The sequence below is a fragment of the Modicisalibacter sp. MOD 31.J genome (genome assembly GCF_020147985.1).
Classification (GTDB): Bacteria; Pseudomonadota; Gammaproteobacteria; order Pseudomonadales; family Halomonadaceae; genus Modicisalibacter; species Modicisalibacter coralii.
Genome location: NZ_JAGXFF010000002.1, coordinates 422927 through 441679 on the forward strand (window position 1 = coordinate 422927; position 18753 = coordinate 441679).

At 61.9% G+C, this 18753-nt stretch carries 29 protein-coding genes; 28 read left to right on the forward strand and 1 reads right to left on the reverse strand.

The features are described from left to right. Positions 1-9: 9 nt before the first annotated feature. The 17 genes from KGR00_RS07580 to KGR00_RS07660 all read left to right on the forward strand — a co-directional run bounded on the left by KGR00_RS07580 (position 10) and on the right by KGR00_RS07660 (position 9774). Positions 10-270, forward strand: a complete 261-nt coding sequence (locus KGR00_RS07580; protein WP_224424309.1) for a hypothetical protein — start codon at positions 10-12, stop codon at positions 268-270. An 853-nt stretch (positions 271-1123) separates the two neighbouring features. Next, the gene (locus KGR00_RS07585; RefSeq protein WP_224424310.1) at positions 1124-1630 is read left to right on the forward strand and encodes a hypothetical protein; all 507 of its coding nucleotides are present in this window, start codon (positions 1124-1126) and stop codon (positions 1628-1630) included. Positions 1631-2132: 502 nt separating this feature from the next. After that, complete coding sequence (locus KGR00_RS07590) at positions 2133-2669, forward strand: hypothetical protein (RefSeq protein WP_224424311.1); 537 nt, start codon at positions 2133-2135, stop codon at positions 2667-2669. A gap of 51 nt (positions 2670-2720) precedes the next feature. After that, complete coding sequence (locus tag KGR00_RS07595; RefSeq protein WP_224424312.1) at positions 2721-3110, forward strand: hypothetical protein; 390 nt, start codon at positions 2721-2723, stop codon at positions 3108-3110. 167 nt (positions 3111-3277) lie between these two features. After that, entirely contained in the window at positions 3278-4204 is a 927-nt protein-coding gene (locus tag KGR00_RS07600) for a recombination-associated protein RdgC (protein ID WP_224424313.1), read from the forward strand. A 190-nt stretch (positions 4205-4394) separates the two neighbouring features. Further along, positions 4395-5156, forward strand: a complete 762-nt coding sequence (locus KGR00_RS07605; protein WP_224424314.1) for a hypothetical protein — start codon at positions 4395-4397, stop codon at positions 5154-5156. Continuing rightward, positions 5153-5596 carry a CFI-box-CTERM domain-containing protein gene (locus tag KGR00_RS07610; RefSeq protein WP_224424315.1) on the forward strand — a complete coding sequence of 148 codons (444 nt, stop codon included), beginning with the start codon at positions 5153-5155 and terminating at the stop codon, positions 5594-5596. The genes KGR00_RS07605 and KGR00_RS07610 overlap by 4 nt, the downstream gene beginning before the upstream one ends. Then, complete coding sequence (locus KGR00_RS07615; RefSeq protein WP_224424316.1) at positions 5593-6192, forward strand: PD-(D/E)XK nuclease family protein; 600 nt, start codon at positions 5593-5595, stop codon at positions 6190-6192. The genes KGR00_RS07610 and KGR00_RS07615 overlap by 4 nt, the downstream gene beginning before the upstream one ends. Before the next feature lie 76 nt (positions 6193-6268). Further along, complete coding sequence (locus KGR00_RS07620; RefSeq protein WP_224424317.1) at positions 6269-6469, forward strand: hypothetical protein; 201 nt, start codon at positions 6269-6271, stop codon at positions 6467-6469. Next, a complete protein-coding gene (locus KGR00_RS07625; protein WP_224424318.1) occupies positions 6466-6936 on the forward strand; it encodes a hypothetical protein in 471 nt (156 codons plus the stop codon). The genes KGR00_RS07620 and KGR00_RS07625 overlap by 4 nt, the downstream gene beginning before the upstream one ends. 113 nt (positions 6937-7049) lie before the next feature. Next, positions 7050-7457 carry a DUF411 domain-containing protein gene (locus KGR00_RS07630; RefSeq protein ID WP_224424319.1) on the forward strand — a complete coding sequence of 136 codons (408 nt, stop codon included), beginning with the start codon at positions 7050-7052 and terminating at the stop codon, positions 7455-7457. A gap of 101 nt (positions 7458-7558) precedes the next feature. Then, positions 7559-7879 (forward strand): hypothetical protein, encoded by a 321-nt coding sequence (locus tag KGR00_RS07635; protein WP_224424320.1) that lies wholly within the window; start codon positions 7559-7561, stop codon positions 7877-7879. Between the two features lie 237 nt (positions 7880-8116). Further along, positions 8117-8341: a hypothetical protein gene (locus tag KGR00_RS07640; protein ID WP_224424321.1), complete on the forward strand. Its 225-nt coding sequence runs from the start codon at positions 8117-8119 to the stop codon at positions 8339-8341. 53 nt (positions 8342-8394) lie between these two features. Continuing rightward, positions 8395-8634 (forward strand): hypothetical protein, encoded by a 240-nt coding sequence (locus tag KGR00_RS07645; RefSeq protein ID WP_224424322.1) that lies wholly within the window; start codon positions 8395-8397, stop codon positions 8632-8634. Between the two features lie 209 nt (positions 8635-8843). Continuing rightward, the gene (locus KGR00_RS07650; protein ID WP_224424323.1) at positions 8844-9056 is read left to right on the forward strand and encodes a hypothetical protein; all 213 of its coding nucleotides are present in this window, start codon (positions 8844-8846) and stop codon (positions 9054-9056) included. Then, positions 9049-9411, forward strand: coding sequence for a hypothetical protein (locus KGR00_RS07655; RefSeq protein WP_224424324.1), 363 nt, complete (start codon positions 9049-9051; stop codon positions 9409-9411). Before KGR00_RS07650 ends, KGR00_RS07655 begins: the two co-directional genes overlap by 8 nt. Positions 9412-9417: 6 nt before the next feature. Further along, positions 9418-9774 carry a hypothetical protein gene (locus KGR00_RS07660; RefSeq protein WP_224424325.1) on the forward strand — a complete coding sequence of 119 codons (357 nt, stop codon included), beginning with the start codon at positions 9418-9420 and terminating at the stop codon, positions 9772-9774. A 126-nt stretch (positions 9775-9900) separates the two neighbouring features. Here KGR00_RS07660 and KGR00_RS07665 read toward each other — a convergent pair whose 3' ends face one another. Further along, positions 9901-10590 carry an SOS response-associated peptidase gene (locus tag KGR00_RS07665; RefSeq protein ID WP_224424326.1) on the reverse strand — a complete coding sequence of 230 codons (690 nt, stop codon included), beginning with the start codon at positions 10588-10590 and terminating at the stop codon, positions 9901-9903. 247 nt (positions 10591-10837) lie between these two features. On the opposite strand from KGR00_RS07665, the gene KGR00_RS07670 reads away from it, so the two are divergent. The 11 genes from KGR00_RS07670 (at position 10838) to KGR00_RS07720 (ending at position 18651) form a co-directional block, all read left to right on the forward strand. Continuing rightward, on the forward strand, positions 10838-11614 hold the full coding sequence (locus KGR00_RS07670; RefSeq protein ID WP_224424327.1) for a hypothetical protein: 777 nt from the start codon (positions 10838-10840) through the stop codon (positions 11612-11614). Beyond that, positions 11614-11841 (forward strand): hypothetical protein, encoded by a 228-nt coding sequence (locus KGR00_RS07675; RefSeq protein ID WP_224424328.1) that lies wholly within the window; start codon positions 11614-11616, stop codon positions 11839-11841. Before KGR00_RS07670 ends, KGR00_RS07675 begins: the two co-directional genes overlap by 1 nt. Before the next feature lie 2 nt (positions 11842-11843). Beyond that, positions 11844-12545: a hypothetical protein gene (locus KGR00_RS07680; RefSeq protein WP_224424329.1), complete on the forward strand. Its 702-nt coding sequence runs from the start codon at positions 11844-11846 to the stop codon at positions 12543-12545. Positions 12546-12561: 16 nt separating this feature from the next. Further along, positions 12562-13353, forward strand: a complete 792-nt coding sequence (locus tag KGR00_RS07685; protein WP_224424330.1) for a hypothetical protein — start codon at positions 12562-12564, stop codon at positions 13351-13353. Positions 13354-13720: 367 nt separating this feature from the next. Then, the gene (locus tag KGR00_RS07690; RefSeq protein WP_224424331.1) at positions 13721-13951 is read left to right on the forward strand and encodes a hypothetical protein; all 231 of its coding nucleotides are present in this window, start codon (positions 13721-13723) and stop codon (positions 13949-13951) included. A 180-nt stretch (positions 13952-14131) separates the two neighbouring features. After that, entirely contained in the window at positions 14132-14767 is a 636-nt protein-coding gene (locus tag KGR00_RS07695) for a hypothetical protein (RefSeq protein ID WP_224424332.1), read from the forward strand. 225 nt (positions 14768-14992) lie between these two features. Continuing rightward, positions 14993-15856: a hypothetical protein gene (locus KGR00_RS07700; protein WP_224424333.1), complete on the forward strand. Its 864-nt coding sequence runs from the start codon at positions 14993-14995 to the stop codon at positions 15854-15856. After that, a complete protein-coding gene (locus KGR00_RS07705; protein WP_224424334.1) occupies positions 15853-16047 on the forward strand; it encodes a hypothetical protein in 195 nt (64 codons plus the stop codon). The genes KGR00_RS07700 and KGR00_RS07705 overlap by 4 nt, the downstream gene beginning before the upstream one ends. 204 nt (positions 16048-16251) lie before the next feature. Next, entirely contained in the window at positions 16252-17370 is a 1119-nt protein-coding gene (locus KGR00_RS07710) for a hypothetical protein (protein WP_224424335.1), read from the forward strand. Then, on the forward strand, positions 17363-18055 hold the full coding sequence (locus KGR00_RS07715) for a DUF2786 domain-containing protein (RefSeq protein WP_224424336.1): 693 nt from the start codon (positions 17363-17365) through the stop codon (positions 18053-18055). The genes KGR00_RS07710 and KGR00_RS07715 overlap by 8 nt, the downstream gene beginning before the upstream one ends. Before the next feature lie 77 nt (positions 18056-18132). Next, complete coding sequence (locus tag KGR00_RS07720; protein WP_224424337.1) at positions 18133-18651, forward strand: cytochrome b/b6 domain-containing protein; 519 nt, start codon at positions 18133-18135, stop codon at positions 18649-18651. Positions 18652-18753: the final 102 nt, after the last annotated feature.

Consider the following 18753-nt stretch of genomic DNA (forward strand, 5'->3'; position numbering starts at 1 on the left):
GAAATGCCCATGGTAGGTGAGCTAGAAAAACGCGAGTTCGATTACTCGGCACACACGATGGTTTGTTCTGCCCAGGCAGGCGACCTGCTATTGGAGGTGTACGTGGTCGATGCGGGCTATCATTGGGAACTGGTCGACCAATACGGACGAACTCATGATTGTGAAGATGCCGACACCATTGAAGCGGCCTTGAGCGCTGGAGCTTCTGCGGCAGGGGAGCCACTGCTGATCGATGATGACCTGGAAGACGAGGAAGGAGAAGTCAGCTAGAGAAAAGAGCAGTGGCTCGAGACACCTTCTTCAATAATTGACAATCAGGCTTATGAGCTTTGATTGGTTACAACCACGGATGCATGCCAGCCGCCATTGCAACAGGTGATGTAGTTAGCCTAAAGAGCAACATGTTCGAGAAAGGATCAGCACATGAGGGGGAAGTTGGTACAGCCTCAACTTTGGGAGAGCACCAAGTATATATCTTGGCCACATACGCATGACCAGCCGATCGTCCGAATTCCTAGGCCATCCGGTACACCGGAATCAAAAACAGTAAGACGGAAACCTGGCGAGCAGGAGCGGGAATTATTCGATCGGTGTGTCTCATACCGGGATCAACGTGGACCTGAAGTTTGGGGCGAGAAGCGCTGGCACGAACTGCTTAATGTTCCTAGGCGCTCGGTTGCCAAGCATAGGCGTCAGCAGGTAGGTCCTATGACAGGGGTCTTCCACTATGAGCGACCTAGCGGCACGACGGAGTGGATAGCCACCTGGTATGAACAGCGTGCGGATGGAACTCGGCGCAAACGTAGCAAGCAGTACAGCTACGGAACGCCTTCATCTCGATATTCTACCTCTCAGCAGGCCAAGGCTGCGGCGGTACAAAAGCGGCAAAAGGAAGAAGCTCGTTGGTATACGACGAGCGGTCATGGTGAGCGCCGTCAAGCCAACCGCCTGGAAAAGCTCGATGGCTGACTAAGTGCTCAGACGGCGCGGCTTACTGGCGACGGAGGCTCCATCTCAGCGACCCTGGGGCGCGCTTGCTGCATTGCCGGCTCTGGATACGATGCTGCATGTCAAGCGATGCAAATCTCAGACGTGTTACACACCAGAGCCCCAGGAGGCCGCTATGCACCTCACCAAGACCCTGATCCTATACGCTGCTCTTGTCACGATGGTAGTGATGTCAAGCACGGCTGCGGCTCGCAGCTACGCCCGCAGCTACAGTTCCAGCAGCAGCTCGGCGGTAACCGCGGCGGTCGTCGCGGGGGCGTTGGTCGCGTCCAGCGGTGACAGCAAGGCCAACGTCGCAGCTACCTGCAAAATGCCGGAGGAGTCGCACCCCGACACTCTCTACAAATGCCTCTCCTTGAGCAAATCGCGCATGCGCCTGGTCGATGGAAAGCTTCGATATTGCCCTGGTAAAAATGGGTTCCGGAACTATTATCCCCCCGGAGAACAATGCCGAGCATCCAGCGGAGGTATCCTCGGCTTCATCGGCTTTACCCGCAAAGCCGACACGCTGTCACTGGATCATGCGCTCGATAAGCTTGTGGGCGAGGATGCCCAACTTTATAGCGTGGTAGACCGCGGCGGCCGGTATCACTTGGCTGTATCCCTGCCGCTGTCCGAGTAGTAGCCACCTCGCTGAACACCAAGGCGATACTCCTCCAGCACAACACTCCGATTCGCAGCGTCGAAACTCGACGCTGCGCACCACTAAACCCCGCCTAGGGGTCCCCCATTCACCGCTTGCTGCATCACCGTTCTCGGGCAGGATGTACCTGCAATGCGCCAACTGCGGGCAGACCTATCCCAACTCAGAAGACAAAGGAGTCCTTGTGGACACCACCTTCATCGTCACGGTCGTTCTTGCCGTGCTGGTAGGCGCCACCCTGGCCAAGGCCGAGGCGAAGTAGAAAGAGGAGATCCTGCTGGCGAAGGACCGCATTGAGGCCTGGATTGGGATCGCCGCGTCCGACTCGAGCAACAAGATCATCGTGCCCTACGAGGCGAGCGAGCTGCTGGGCAGCTAGTCCGTGGTCCAGAACCTCCTGGGCCAGCAGATCGGCGGCAAGTAACCGCCAGAATTCACCGGCCTGGGCGTCTGCCTGGGTCTCACCTTTGGGAGGACAGCCATGTCTTTGGAATGGTGGTTACTCGTCGCGATCAGTGTGCTGCTGATCACCGGGGAAATCTTCATCGGCGCCTTCGTCGTTCTGTGGTTCTGGATCGGCGCCGTGCTGGCGGTACTGCTGACATTGCTGGCGCCGGAGCTGAATGCCGGCGTGCAGATCCTCCTCACCGCCCTGACCGGAGGCCTGCTGCTGTACTTCTTCCGGCATTGCTGCGTCGCCCAAGACAATGAGGTCGGAGAAGGGCTTTACACGTTCAGTGCGGGACGTGGCGTGTTGAGCATCAGCGACGACGGTCAGGCCGCGGTCTCTGCGCGCGGTGTCTGCTGGGGCGTCGTCAGCCTCGACGTATTGCCCGAAGCGGATCGTATCGACGGGAAGACCGTCGAGATCGAGCGGTTCGAGGGCAACCGAGCGGTGCTGGCCATGCCGCGGTTCACTGGTCGAGGCAAGACGAAGTGCCATGAGGCCGTGATTACTCCCGCTGCCGCCGTTCTCAAAGCCGACTCGTCGCAAGATGGTGGAGGAGGTGGGGCATGAAGCCGAGGACACCCCTGTGTCATACCTAGACATTCACAACGGAGAGACTTTATGAGTGGTCAATATGACCGTACCAACTTCATTGTCGCGATGAAGCCCGCCATGCTGGTGTCCTTGGTCATTGCGTGGGTATCCATGCTCTACCTTCGGAGCCAATCATTCAGTGAACCGAACCTTGCAGAGAGCGTTGCGCGGCTGACGAGCCCAATGCCACTTGCGGTGACGTCAGTCGTGTTCTTACTCTTTGCGATCTTCTCGCCCTGGCCAGACAAACGGGAATCGGCCGCCGGCCTCGCCGCAATGACAACGGCTGTATTGGGAATGTTCCTGGCCTTTTGGCTCGCCTCGAGCAGTCTCGTTGGCATCGTTCTGATTCTAATGGCTGCCTGCCTGCTGTCGTGGGCCAGTTACTGCGGGGTGCTCCGTCACTGGTCGCAATGAGTCCATTCGGGCGTCCGACCGAGACGCCCGACTTGCCATCCTACCCAACCCCTTACCCCTACAGGGTGATTCAGCGCTCGCTGGATAGTCGTTCCCGCACAGAATGACGTCACCGATGCGTTCCATCGGCGCGTGTCCGTGTGCGTTTCTTTATAGGAATATCGTTTATGTGGTTCAAGCACCTACACCTCTATCGTCTCCATGACGCTTCAGTAATCGCGCTTGAGGCCCTGACCAGGGCCATGGCCGAACATGCCCACCGCCCCCTCGGGAATGTCGAGGCCCGACGCCTCGGCTGGGCGGCGCCTGCCGGACGGGGCAGTGAGCAATGTGTCCACGAGATCAATGGTCAGAGGCTTCTCTCGGCTTTGAGCCAGGAACGCCTCCTGCCGGCCTCGGTGGTCAAGGAGGAAGTCGAAACCCGAGCCGCCGATCGTGAAGTCGCTGAGGGTCGGCCACTGCCCCGTGTAGAAAAGCAGGCCCTTAGGGAGCAGGTCTACGAAGAGTTCCTTCCTCAAGCTTTCGTGCGCACGCAGCGGATCGATCTGTGGTGGGACACACGGCGCCATCTGATCGGCGTCAACGCGTCGAGTCGTAAGCGCGCGGAGGAGGTGTTGGACTTGCTGCGCCAGACCCTGGGCAGCCTCAAAGTCACACCGTTGTCAGCCAAAACCACACCGACTCAAACGATGACGGAATGGCTCGTCAACCCGGGCCAGCGCCCCGACTGGCTGGCAATTGGCGATCAGGTAGAGCTGAAGACCGCCGGAGACGAAAGCGTGCTGCGCGCACGCCAGGTGGATCTCGACAGTGAAGAGATCCAGGTCGCGCTCGACGCCGGCCGCCAGGCCACCCGCATGGCTATCACCATCGACGAACAAGTCTCACTCCTGCTGAACGATGACCTGACCCTCAAGTCGCTGCGTTTCAGCGATGACGTGCTCGATGAGGCCAGACAGGCCGACGACGATGATGATCCTGTACTCCGCCTGGAAACCGACTTCGTGTTGATGGCCGGTGTGCTGGCGGGTGCCATCGAAAAGCTGATCGACGGGCTCGGCGGTGAAGCCGATCTGGCGGCGCCCGAGCCATAACCCATCCCATCCCGAGAGTGTTCGGGCGTCCATCCGCGACGCCCAGCTTTCCCGGTGAGCGCCGATCCCTGCGTCGAACCCAGACACTGAAATCCGCTGAATCCCTACCCAGCCGCGACCCGTTACCCCGCTTGCTGCTTTGCCTTTCTCCGGCACGATGGGTGTAAACCCACGATCGGACACCGGAACGATGAACATCCGCGCAAGCTGGCCGCTCAAGGATTGGGAGGTACCTCGCATCCTCGACGGCACAAAAACCCAGGCGAGACTACTGGTGAAGCCTCAGCCGGAAGGGGCGCGCGTTATAGCGCTGCCCGATGGATGGGGCTTTGATGTCGTTACCGATCGGCCCGGCCAACCTACCCGGACCCACGGCACGATCCGCTGCCCGCATGGCAAGCCCGGCGATCGGTTGTGGGGGCGTGAGAATTACCTCCAGCTCATGCATGGCCCGGTAACTGCTGGCGACGTGAAATATTGCGCCAGCCTCCCCCCATCCGAATCAGGTCAGCCCAAAAACCCCGGCTGGTGGTGGAGAAAGCGCCCCTCCATCCACATGCCCCACTGGCACTCGCGGATCACGCTTGAGATCAACAGCGTTCGCGTCGAACGGCTACAGGACATCACCGAGGCCGATGCCGTGGCCGAAGGAATCCAGCCCGCTGATTACGCCAGGGGCCCGATCGGAATCAACCTCGAGGCCTCGTGCTGCAACAACTGCGGCCAGCCCCGCCGGAATCATATCGGCAACGCGCAGGTATGTTTCGGCGGCTGGGGGACAGCTTGGGATGGCGAAACAGCCAAGGGTGGTTACGCCTACCAGTGGGAACAAACCCACGGGCTCGGGGCCTGGAGTGCCAACCCCTGGGTATGGGTCCTCGAGTTTTGGTTGATCGGTCACTGCGCGGCCGTCGCCCCGCGTTCCTCCTTGATGCCTGGGGCGTTACCGTGAACCGCCGCCAGCGCCGCGTCAGCGCCACCGACCTCGCCGCCCTGGGCCGCTGCGAGCGCCAGGCCATGTTTCGCTTCCACAAGCGCCCGGAGCGAGTGGATGCCGTGGTCAAGGCGGCGCGTAAGCGAGGTGAGGCCGAGCACAATCGCCGGTACCGGGATGTCGTGTCCGGTCGCTCCGCGCCGGCGGGGCATCACAGCGGGCCGTGCTTCATCGCCACGGCGGTCTATGGGGGTGACGCATGGCAGACCGAGCGCCTGCGCGACTGGCGCGATCGCTCGCTTCTGGAGTGCCGGTGGGGGCGAGCGTTCGTTGCCGTGTACTACCGGGTTTCCCCTCCGATCGCCGCCTGGCTGGCGCACCGTCCCGGTGCGACGCGGCTCGTGCGGCGATTGCTTGACGGGCTAGTACGCCGGCTGGGCCAAGGGGGTGGGGCATGAACGGCGAATGGCTGCTGAGTCTGCTTCTGGGGCTTATAGTGAAGGCGTTGTCGAACCCGGTGTTCCTGGTCTGCTTCGCCGTAGGCATTGCCGTCTGGGAGATTTTGCGACGCCGGCCGCGCCGCCAGCAGGGTGATTACCCGGCTGAGCTAGCCAGGGCAAAGCTCGTCATGAGTGAACAGGACATCCTGGCCGACGTTCCTATACCACTGGCCGGGCGCCCTGACGAGGTGTATCGCCAGAGCAGTGGACATCTGGTGCCGGTGGAAACCAAGACGCGCAATCGGGCGAAAGTCCATCGCGAGGACCTGATTCAGCTCTCCGTTTACCGCGTTCTGCTGCAACGCGCCAAACACAATGGGCTGCCCGGACGGCCAGGCCGCCCGGTAGCCGGTTACGGCTTCGTGCGGATCGTCACCCCCTCGGGGGTGCGCTGGCGGCGGGTCGTCCTGATGTCCGAGGCGGAAGTCGTTCAGCTCTACGAGCGCCGGATCGCGCTGGAATCGGGGCGTGTCTGTCCGACGGTCGCAAAGCATCCCGCGCTGTGCCAGCGGTGTGCCTATCGGGATACTTGCGGGCCAGGGCGCCCCGGATGACGCATTGCCGGTGCGTTTGCTGCTTCGGCGGTCTGGGGCACTCTGTCGGCGTGATCCATCTTGAGGAACCCGCCTGATGAGTACCTGGCACCAGAATCGCAACCGTTCCGCGCTCGCCGCTCTGTGGCAGCCGCTGCCCGACCAGTACAAATGCGTCAGCGACAAACCTGGGCAGGCCGCAAGCTGCATGATCTTCGCTGATCGCGCCGCCGCCGAACGCTATGCCGAGCGCACGGGCGGCGTGCTGATTCCGTCCAGCGCCGAGGCTGCCTCATGAGCCAATCCGATAAGCCCCGATTCGTCACCATGATCACTGACGCAAGCCATTGCCCGCACACCAGAGCGACCGGCTGGGCCGTCTGGATCAAACACGGCGCCCCGGCTGAGACGATCCGCGAGTCCGGTGGCCTGACGGGGCCGAAGGACTCGCATCAGGCCGAGCGTCACGCGCTGGATCGGGGCGTCGAGATCCTCAAGGAGCGCGTGAGCCTGGACGATGTGATCCTGGTGGTCCAGTCCGACTGCCAGGGCGCACTCAACAAGGTTGGCGTGGCGCAGCTCAAGGCGCTGGGTGCGCGTTACGTGAAGCTCAAGTGGGTCAAGGGGCATCAGGGCGTGAAAGATCCGCGATCGGCAGTAAACACCTGGTGTGACAAGGAGGCCAAGGCCCAGATGCGCCGCCTGCGGGACCAGATGTACCTTGATCGCGGAGTTGAACCAAGCATCTATGCGCCGAGCGCCTGAGCCTCCGGCTGGCGTTTTACGACACCACAACCGCGTCGAACATCGACGCCCACCGACCAACATAAGGAATCTCGATGCAAAGCCCTCTCAAGTCGCTGCTTCGGAGCAGCATCATGATCGTCTCGCTGGCACTGCCGATGTCCGCTTTTGCCGCCGGCAACATGAAGGTCTACAAGAGCCCCAACTGCGGCTGCTGTGATAGCTGGGTCGACCACATGCGCTTCAACGGATTCGAGGTAGAGGTCGAGCATCACCGTGATCTTCACCAGGTCAAGGAAGCCCAGGGCGTCCCTCGTGACCTGGCCTCCTGCCACACCGCGGTAATCGACGGTTACGTTATCGAGGGGCATGTCCCGGCTGCGGACGTGAAACGCTTGCTGGAAGGCGAGATGCTCGTTGCCGGCGTGGCCGTACCGGGCATGCCGATGGGCTCGCCGGGCATGAATGGAGCGACTGCGCAGCCCTATGCCACCTTGAGCTTCACCGATGACGGCGGCTTCACCGTTTTTGCCCGCCACTGACTTCGCTGCGTCCGTCGACGACGCCCGACCCCTCGTCGCGCCCCGGGTTGCTGCGCCGAGCCGGGACGGTTCTTTACCCAGTCCGACGCCAAGGAGAGATGATGCGAGCGCTACTGATTGATCAGGGCGAGGTCTGTGCAATCGAGTTGCCAGGAACCGACGGCCCCGAGATGCTGGAGGCGATGTACCGGGCCATTGGCTGTAATGGAATTGCCGTTGTTGGGTATCCCGATCCCGGCCACGTTGCTTGGGGTGATGAGGTCGGCGTGCACGCCCGGCCCACACAGGTTCATGCTGTGCGATGGTACGCCGAACCTCTGGTGGGCCGGATCGTTGTCACTGGTTTCGATGCCGAGGGCTCCACGCAGGCAGCGACGATGGATGTTGCCGCATTGCGTAGCATGGTGCGCCATATCGGGTAACCACACACGGTGAGCCTGGCGCGACTCACGCGCTGCGCAGGCGTCTACACTGCCAGGCCCCCCGCGTCGAACCCGGACCCTGCAACCCACTGAATCTCTGCCCGGCGCCTGCTGATTCCCTGCTTGCTGCTTTGCCAATGTCCAGCACGATAGCGGGAAAGCGCAACTGCCATGGGTGAGGTCGAGGTGATGCGCTCGCTTGATTACGAGATCCGCATTGCAGGGAAGGAGTAGAAGATGTTCACGATCCGCAGTTTTGGTCAACGCCGCCATTGCGAAACAGCGGCAACCTTGCACGGGGCCCTGGCCAGCGAGTACCGGGGCCGGTCGGTTGCCGTCCAGTTCAGGACCCCGCGAGGCCTTAAGCGCAGTGTTTTCGTAGACGTGACCGAGGATGGCCTGATCGTCGAAAGCTACGGCGAGCGGCGCGCTGTCGATTTCGAGCAGTGCGTCGCGTACTAGCGGCGCGCGGCTCAACGGCCCCGCCGGCAACGTTCTCAACTAAGGAGCCCAAGATGCCTGAACCGAATGAGCGACACCCGTACACCAATCGCCCCAATAGCGACTACGTGACCGTCGTACTCGAACGCCTGCCGCTGCGCACGCCGGACGAGGCCAAGAGAGGTGCGCTGTACGACTCACTGCGCGACGGTACCGAATGCGCGGCGCTGCCTGGCTACCGGGTCACGGCCATCGCCGTGGGTGATGAGCTATCCGAGGCCGAGATTGAGCAAGAGGAGGGGGATGACGACTGATACTGCTTGTTCCTGCCACGCAGCGCCCCGGCCTGCCTGTCGAACCGGGACGCTCACCCAGCCTCACGGAGCCCCATTGGCCGCGTCCGGAGCGGACACCTGAAGCACCCTTGTACCGCACTAATCACCTGCGTTTTCAGTCGCTTGCTGCGTTGACGATATGCGGCACGATGGGCTTTCACGATCAACGCACCCGGAGGGATCAAGTCATGAAGGTGAGCATCGAGTTCGGCGTGCTGACCCGTGTGCAATACACGCACGAGATCGAGATGCCCGATGACGCCACCGAGGATGACATCCTCGACAGGGCCGATGAAATCTATGGCGACTTAGACGGCGGCGAGTTCATTGACGATCCCGATTATTGGGAACGTGGCGCGACGCTCATTCACTACCACGAGAAGGGCGACCAAGATGGCTAACGAGAACTGTCTGGCGGGCATCCGGTGCCCCCACTGCGACAATGAGAAGGAATTCGAGATTACCGTCGAAGCCTATGCACGCGTGGTCGACGAGGGGGTGCATGACCTGACAAGCGAGAATGACTGGGACGACGACAGCCGTATCATGTGCATGGCCTGTCGTGCTCGCGGCACCGTAGGGGAGTTTAGCACCATGCCGAGTGCTGATGTTCTCCGCTCCCGGCACGGAGTCTGGGGAGAACACCCTGATTACCCTGCCGACGATTGGCGTTATGAGGTGGGCAATGATGATACCCGTCAGGGGTACTGGGAGTGGGTTGCGTCAAGCATTGAGCGTGATATGGCACAGGAGTGAGCGAAGATGACGGAACTGGTTATGAACCCGGACAACTGGAAGGGATTTGCCCCGGACCCACGTGAAACCGGCGAACCTGAGGCTGTCCGCTGGGCGCAACGCGACGTGATGTATAGCCCGGACTGGTCGAAGTGGCATGCAACCGACGGCAAAGCCAGTCACACAGCATGCGGACGAGTTGTCGTACCGTTCGGGGTAGATGACTCTCCCCAGTTCGCGGCGCTCGAGCAGGTCGACTGCAAGCGCTGCTTGGCGGCCATCGCCGCTGGTCGTCGTTACGCTCACCGCCACCCACTTGGAAGCTACCTGCGGCGGGATAGCTACCCGGAGGCCCCCAAGAAGGACACTAACCTTGGTGGTTAATTCTCTGAGCTGGCGGACTCAGCCGAGATAGGTGGCAGTACGAGGTTGGGATCTACCGACTTCGCCGGTATGAACGGGGCACTGAGCGGAGAACGAGTTCAACCTACCTAGCTGATCGACGAGACCCTACTCCAGCGGCACAACGCATTGCGGATCGTCATTTGCTGGCCGATTGACATGCCGCGAGACAGGGTAGGCCGCCATCGCCTCAGAAGGGTATGGCTGTAGTAGTGATTTCAGGTCTTTGGCTCGGGTCACCTGTGGGTCGATCCAGCGGTCGTAATGCTCACGCGGCAGGATCACCGCCAGCCGATCATGGATCGGGCGGATCAGCTCATTCGGTGGGCCGACGATGATCGAGCAGCTCTCGATTACCTCGCCGGTAACCCGATCGGCCCACCGGTCCCATAAGCCCGCGAAAGCGAACACTGCATGGTCCGTAAGATGGATGTAGTAGGGCGTCTTGGCTGGACGCTGCCATTCGTATAGTCCGTCGGCGAGTATCAGTGCGCGCCGATCACGAAATGACGCTCGGTAAGCAGGTGCTGTATCTACCCGCTCGACCTTGGCGTTGATGGTGTTGTACTTGAGCGTTCGTTCCTTCGACCAGCGGGGCAGGAGTCCCCACCGCAGGCTGACCAACTCCAGTTGTCCGTGGTCTTCGGAAGCCCGCACAGCAAGCACCTGCTGGCTGGGCGCGATGTTGTAGCGCGGGCGCCAGCGATCAAGTAGGTCCAGGCTGGTCTCGGTCACGCGCAGTTCTTTGAGGTATTCGCGCGCCCTGTCGATGTCGCGCAGCGTGTAGCGCCCGCACATGAACCATTCTCCGTGTTCCGATCCGACATTCAGCTTAGCAGGAAACCGCTTAAATCCCCGCTAGCGCAGCGGACATTAAGTCATTGCTGGTTTACTGGTATGTGAGATATTGACCATTCAGTTCCCTGCGTACCTTCCTTTCACCCGCCATTGGCGGGTCTTTTTTTGCCTGAATGCCAGCGCTTGCTGCTTTGCTGATCTAGGGCACGATGCCCCCTGAAACCCGTCATTAACCGAGGGAAGTTCCATGACCAGTCAGCAGACCATTGACCAGCTCACCAGTGCGAATCAGAACCTCGTTGAGGCATTTAAAGCGGAGAGGATGCGGGCTTTTCGTGCCGAACGCCGAGCGAAGGGCCTGGAGAAAGAGCTGGCAAAGACCTGTGCACGCCGCGACCACTGGTTCAAAGAGCGCGAGAGGGAACTCGATAACAACGAGGTGCTGCAAAAGCGGATTCGCGAGCTTGCAACCGCCAATGAGCAACTCCGCGCCAAAATGGCGACGGCAAATCCCAACGGCGCCGGCCTGCATAAGGTTTATGAAATCGACCTGCCCGGTTATGAGGATGCGGCCGGTGAAGGCATGGATGGTGTGTTGTGGATGGTGCTGGATGAACAGGAAGCCGAGGAGATCGAGAGCCGCGCCATTGACCTGGGTAACGCCCGCTTCGTCGAAGTTGAAGGCCACGATCCTGACGGTGAAGGCGGTATCGACTACGACAGCCGGGAGCCGGGCCAGATGGATGCCCTGATCAAGCGCATGGAGACGGAAATTGAGCGAGGTCGCTATCCCGTCGGCACCCGGCTAATCTCCCTTACCGCCGAGAGGGATGACGATGAAAACGGTGAGGAGCGGATCACACCCGCAGGCAGCGAGTGGATCGTCACTCGCCTGGAGCAGAGCAATGGTGCACAAGCCCGGCACTTGGGAGGCAACGCGACCGGCGCCTGGGTCATTCCCTCAGTCAGGGACATCGAAAAGCAATTCACCGTGAAGCCCAACATCGGCGGGGAGAACGCCTGATGCAGATTCCCACGCGGCTGAAAATTGTATTGCTACGGCGCCGGCTGCGGCGCCAATACCTCGCCTATCAGAACCTCCGCTCAGGGGATGGCGGTCGCCACATCACCAATATCATTACCGGCGGTCGGGTCGATCGCTGTGCCCGTCGCGTGAACGAAACGCTGGATCGACTAAGCCAGCTCGATCCCGCCGCGCCCGCGGAGCGCCTGGAAGTGGAAGGGGGTTGATCATGTGGCAACAGATTGACGGATATATCGCCTTCTACGTGGTATTCGGCGTGCTGGTCTACACCATCTCCTCTGTGGAAACCATCGCGCGGATGAAGCCGATGAAGGGAACGCTGGCGCACGCCTTGTTGTTTGTCGCCGTTGGCCCCTTGGTGACGCTCGGGGTGGTTGCCAAGGCCCTCGTTGTGGAGGTGGTCGACGCGACGAAATGCTGGCGCCGCCTATTCCGGCGCAATTGCGGTACCGAGGAGGTGTTACTGGGCACCCTCTGGCTGTGGTGCACCGTTGATCTGATCTTGGTGTTGGGGCTATACGGCTTTGCACTCATCACCGGCCTGACATGGCTCTGCTTGTGGCAGTCGGCCCGGGCCATGCAGAAGCTGCACGAGATGCCAGCAGAGAAGCACCTGAAGGCCAGAGGCGCGCACGATGCCTTCCTGGAGCTGGCCAGGGGCATGGCCAAGCGCGGCCAGGGCAGTTACGTCACCGAGGCCGGTATCCGCCAGCTCGCCCACGAGTACCTCCAGGAAGCACACCCGACTCCCTCTCCGGATGTCCTGGACAAGTACCAAACGCTGCGTGGCGAAGTGGTGCCGGCCCTTGCCCGCGATGCGCGTGAGCAGCGCGGCCTCTTTCACCGGCGGACGCTCCGCGAGGTCCGCGCGCTTGGCGGCATCATCCGTGCCAGCCTGGAAACCAACTAAGACGAGAGAGCTGACCATGCCGAAGTTCAAGACGATCACCATCACCCGGTCGAACAAGGCCGGCGAGGAGTACAGCGAGAAGTTCGAGACCCACGTCGATCCGGATGGGTACTTCTACACCGCGCCCTCGGAGGAGGTGCTGGAGGCGGCGCACTCGCTCACCATGCGTCATGCGGCTTACCTCAAGACACCTCGGCGCAATGCCCGTTGCCGGCTCGTCTGCCCTACCTATGAGGGGCTGGAAGAAACCCTCAAGGAAGCGATCGACGAGATGCTGGCGGTCGAGGTCATCACCGAGCGGGTCATCGTTTATGCGCGGCAGGCCGATGTGTCCGTCTGGCAGGATAAGGATGGCTCGCTGCACGCCAACGGCTACGTCGGTAACGACCGGCGCGAAGAAGGCGGCGGCTGGTACGACGCGGGCGCCGGCATCCATGCGAGCAATAAGCCCAAGTTTTTCAGCATCGGCCTGACCGCCTGCGTACTCGACAAGATCACGTACCGCCGGCCCAACTCTCAGCGGGTGGAGTTCGAGCAGCCGGAGTGGGGACACCACCACCTCGACTATCCCACGTGGGGCGCCAAGCTCAACGGCTTCGTGGTGGGTCTGCCCGACAAGCCCGAGAAGCTGGAGAGCATGCCCTACACGGAGGAGGCCGCGAAGTTCTTTTATGACGCCCTGATCGGCATCGCCAGCATGGGGATTCGCCTGCACGAGTTCTTTGCCGACGAGGCCAGGGTTCAGCGCGCGATCGAGCATGGTGGGATGCCGCTGATGGCTCAAGCTGGGGGAAGCCAAGATGGATAGCTTGGGTCTAGGTATTGCTGTCGGATGTGGTCTCGCGATCGGCGTGGCGCTGTTCGTTGTTCATTGGGGAAGAATTCGTCGCTGTGATCTTCGACTGCGAAGCCGCTGGGGGGGCGGCCTGGGTGAACTCGCGATATTGCTTTTGGGGTGGGCGCTTCTCGCAGGGTTTGTCTGGTGGGGCCGAAGCATAGATCAGGCTGGCGTTCCGTACGAGTATCACTCGCATTCGGTCTTCTTGCTGAGCTGCATCCTAGCTTTTGTCACGTTGCTTCTGCCTTTTCTCGGCAGGCGCTCCCGTAGGCGCCTTCATGGCCGTGGAATGTCACGGTAAGCCACGGCCCTCCTGTAACTGACAAGGAACATCGCCATGAGTAATCTGGCGCAGGAGGTCGAGCAATTCCTCGCTGGCAGCTCCCATAGCGTCGCGGAGGCCGCCACAGTGTTCGACACCGACGAAGAGCGCGTCATCGAGATCATGATTGAGGCCGAGCAAGATCTCTGCGCCACGTGCGGGTGGTGGTGCGAGAGCCACGAGCTGGAAATTGTCGATGACGAGCAGGTCTGCGAGGACTGCCGGGAGAGCGATTCCGACGACTGATCCATCCCACGGCCCTGTCGGAGTTCAACGCTCGCGCAGGGCCGCAGGGGATCGCGCGAGATCGGGCTGTTCTCGAGCCAACAGTCCCTGTGCTGGCTCCCTCGGTCGGCCGCTTGCTGCTTTGCCGTTCTACGGCACGATGGCCCTATGTTCAATAAAGCCATCAGCCGGAGAGCCCCAATGAAGTCCCACACCTATACCGTCGAGTGCCGCTACGACAGCGAGTGCATGCAGGTCGCCGAGTTCGTCCGCTTCGAGGTCACCGAGCAGGATTACCGCCGATGGAAGGAACTCAGCGAGATCGCCCGGGACAAGGGCCTGTTCAGTGTGGAGATCTCGGACTACCGCTGCGAGTTCCTGGACGAAGGCGAGAAAGAGGGGGCCTATATCCCCGTCGATTTCAGCCAGGCCACCAGCCGGGTGGTGATCGACAGCACCGATGTCTGGTTCGCCGGCTTCGAGACGAAAGGCGGCCCCACCAGCGAGTGGGAGAGCGCGCCGATCAGCCTGAGGGATATAGCGAGTGACTTGGGCCTTGAGGAAGCCGAAGCCGAGGACGAGGACGAGATCGAGAACAAGCCATTCACCTTCCAGAACATCGATTTTCTGTTCGGCGAAGCCACCTACCTGCGCGCCCAGGGCATGATCCACACTGCCGCCGGGCTGTTCGGTGATGGGGCGGGTGTCGACCTTGGCGAGAACCCCGAGTACGAGCGCGGCATGGCTGAGCTGATCTGCGACGGCTGCGGTATACCAATGTATCTCAAGGAAGAGGTCATCGCTGAGATCCACGCGACCGCGCGGGCGGCCGCCTAAAGCCGGGCGGCCATGTCGCCAGCGAATCGCCCACGGCCCTGTCGGAGTGCAACGCTCCCGGCGGGGTCGCTGCGAGGTGGCCCGAACGTGCCCCTGTCACAATCCGACCGCGACACCGCCGACCCCTGAAATCCCTCCTGAACACCCACCGATTGCCCGCTTGCTGCTTTGCCGTTCTCCGGCACGATGCCCTCGCCCAAACAGATCGATTCCAAGGATTATGAGATGACTCTCCAGCCTACCCCGATTCCCGTGCGCCTCCAGCGCCTGAATAACGTTTCCACCAGCGACGCTGCGCCCTCGTTCGATGGCCCTGTGATCATGGTCGAGGTCGATGCCCGCGTTGGTGCGAAGGAACTTCACTCCAGGATGATCAAGGCCAGCGGCTGGCCCGAGAGTCTTGATGCCGTTGACATCGAGCATGCCGCGATCCAGTGGGTTGGCCTGCAAGCGTGGGTGATGGACGCTCCGCTGCTTGCTGGCCCAGGCACCGAGATCGATGCGCCACTCTCGGTGCTGCGCACCCGAACGCTAACCCTGGTTGACGAACCGCCCTCCACGGCGAGCGATGAAGCCTCCAGCCCCGAGCCCTTCCGCGCCTGCTTTGGCATTGAGGTGCCGGTGCCTTCCGGGTATCGCGTCAAGCCTACCGGCCAGGATGGTTGGGCTTGGAGCGCCGATGGCGGCGCGGCAGGGGAAGGAAGTCGCTTCGAGAGCCATGCCGACGCCTGCATCGCCGCTTGGCTTCACACGTTGAATCGGGCCGGAGCCCAGTCAGTGAGCGCTGAGTTCTCGTCTGGCCTCACGGGAACCGATCCAGGGGACGATTTCCCCAATGCCCGGATCACTCACCATCGACAGGAGGAAGACTGGGAGGGACGCATTGCTGTGTATGGCGATGACGAGGCCGATGCGGAGGCCCTGCGCGAGCGAGTGCTCGAGGCCCTGAATTCCCATGCCGAGATCGAGCGCAAGGTCGCGGCCTACGAGCATGAGATCGAGCGGCTCAACGGCTTGGTGATGAAGCTGGCCGGCGAGCACGGTGCCGTCCTGGAGGAATCTGTCCGGGCCGGTGGAGAAGGGCGATGACCTGCGCGGTTGATGCGAAAGCCCTGGATCGCGCGGAGTCGCCCGAAAGCAGTGCCGATTGGCTCGCCCAGGAAATGGCCGAGGCCGGTTTCGTCCAGTGCCACGCCTGCGGCTGGTGGTATCCCCCGCCCAAGGTGGCGAAGGTCCAGGGCGAGCCGCGCTGCGCGGAGTGCCGCGAGGCTGGCGCATAGGTCGCCCTCGAGCCACCTTAGGGCCGGATCGGGGTCCGACGCTCCGGCCCGGCCGCGTCGGCACTTCCCTGACCGCCACGATTCCCGCGTCGAACCGGAACACTCCTTGTTATGCCGCCTCGCGCCCAGCCCTTTGCCGCCTTGCTGCTTCGACGCTTTGGGGCACGATGGCGGCGAACTGACCACTGATTCCAAGGATCACCGATGACCCACCAGCATATTCCTGTGCGCCTGAAGTTTCTCGGCACCGCCGAGGCTGGCGCCATAGCACCGGAGCACTACGCCATAAAGACACGCGTCGATGCGCGCACCGATGTCTCCGATCTCAAGGCCAAGCTCACCTGCGAGGAGAAGTGGCCGAAGGGGCTGGATAGAGGTGAGATCCAATACGCTATCGCCACCCTGATCGAGCAAGAGGGGTGGCAAAACACAGCCCACCCATTCCCCGATATCGGTCTCAGCGAGCCCTCCGAGGGCTATGTCGTCAGGCGCCAGCCCGGCCGAGAAGGATGGCTGTTGATCGAGGTGGAAAGCCCCCAGGGGTTCTGTGATCCCGTATCGGCTTGGTCCACGGAGAAACAGGCCATCTGCGCCTCCTGGGACGGTATCGAAGGGATCAAGCCTGCCTACGCCTACTTCGTCATTGAGGTGCCGGAGCCGGAGGGATACACCCTATTCATGCACGAGGGAAGCTGGTGCATGGAGGAGACCTGGGGTGCAGGCTCTTATGGCCCTTATCCCACCGAGATCGACGCCCGCATCGCCGCGTGGCGCCACAAGCTGAGCCAAGCCGAAGCTGAGCCGGTCGAGGAGGCGCCGGAAACTCGCTTTGCTAAGGGCGATGTGTTCAGAAGCGATAGCGTGCTGTTCACAGCGGGCATTCATGTCTACGACACCCCTGCGCGGACAGGTAACCCCATCACCAACGGCATCGAATGCCACAGCGAGAGCAAGGCCGGCGCCAAGGCCCTTCGCGACCAGGTGCTTGGCGCCCTGAATGCGTCTGGCGCGAACGCCGCGGCCGAGGAAGTCCGCTATCCCATGCAGCCGATCGGGCTCGACCCTCACGGCCGGCCACGCTTCGAGCCGAACCCCATCGTCGATTACCTGGCTTGCACGGTGAGCGATCTCAACCACCTGGCTGTGTGGTGCGCTGAGAACGCCGTCGATCCCAAGTACCAGGAGCAACTTGCCCAGCTCATTGGGTATTCGGTGGATGGCTACGGAACGCTTAGCTACGTCAGCGACGAAAGCCACGAGCGCGCGGCGGCTCAAGCCGAGCGTCTGGTCGCTTCCCGCGAGGAGACCATCACCGATGGATAACCGCACGCTCGAGAAGATCAAGAAATGCCTGGCCCTGGCTGAGAGCGACAATCCCGGCGAAGCCGCCGCCGCGCTGCGTCAGGCCCAGAAGCTCATGGCCAAACACAACGTCACGTCCAGCGACCTGCGCTTCTCCGAGGTCGGGGAGAGCCAGGCCAAGAGCCATGGCGCTCAGAATCCGCCCCGCTGGGTGTGGTTCTTGATGCACACGATCAGCGACGTGTTCTCCGTCGAGAACCTGAACTCCTACGTCAGTCGGTATGGGCGCACCGAGAGCCACGCGGTGTTCATCGGTCTGGGCGACGCCCCGAACGTCGCGGCGTATGCCTACGAAGTCCTGTATCGCCAGCTTGCGACCGATCGCCGCAGGTATCTCGAATCCCTACCGAAGCGGCTGTTGCGCAAGACGAAGACACGCCGGGCGGATCTCTTCGCCGAGGCGTGGGTGCGCGCGGTGCGCTGCAAGGTCGAGGCGGTGGCCATGTCGGACGAGGACAAGGCGCTGGTCAAGCGCTGGAAGGAAGCGGAGTACAGTGAGATGGAAAAAGCCAAGCATCGTTGCCATGAGGGGCTCCGGGATGGCGATCTTCCCGCCCTTCGTGCCGGCGCGGAGGCGGGGAGCAAGGCCAGCATCTTCCGTGGCGTGTCGGCGCGCGAGGCGGACGCACAGCTCGAAACTCAGTGATTCGCTGGGTCGAACCCGGACGTTGAGCGTCTGCTCATTCACGCAATGACTCATCCACTCATAAGGAATGTTTACTCATGATCGGCAACGCGAAGTATCGCTACGGCTTCACCAGCCGCTGCCTGCACTGGCTCGTCGCCTTCCTCATCGGCTGGCAGATGCTCAAGCTCACCGACTACATCGCCGACGGCGAGCACTGGATCGGGCAGACGCTGGTGCCGTGGCACGTGTCGATCGGCACGCTGCTGCTACTGGTGATCGGCCTGCGTGCGGTCTGGGCCTCGCGCTATCGTAGGAGGACCAGGTACCTGCGTACGGGAAGGGACGTGCTGATATCGGCGGGCCATCTGGCGCTCTACGCCACGATGCTGCTGATGCCGCTCACCGGCATTTTCAAGATGATCGGCGGTGGCCATGGGTTGGCGGCCTTCGGGGTGGTGCTGATCCCGGAGGCGCCGGAGATCGCATTGGCGGCCAGCCTCGGTGAATGGCATGCGCCGCTGTCCTGGCTGCTGCTGGCGCTTATCGTAGGGCACATCGGGTTCGCGCTCCGACAAACCAGGGCTCACCAAGGTGCGGGGCACAGTCGCACCTGAACGATGGCCTTTTATCTATGCCCGATACCCGGCTATTTCGCCTTGCTGCTTTTCCGATCTGCGGCACGATGAGCCGGACACCGGCGAACCGCCGTACACACA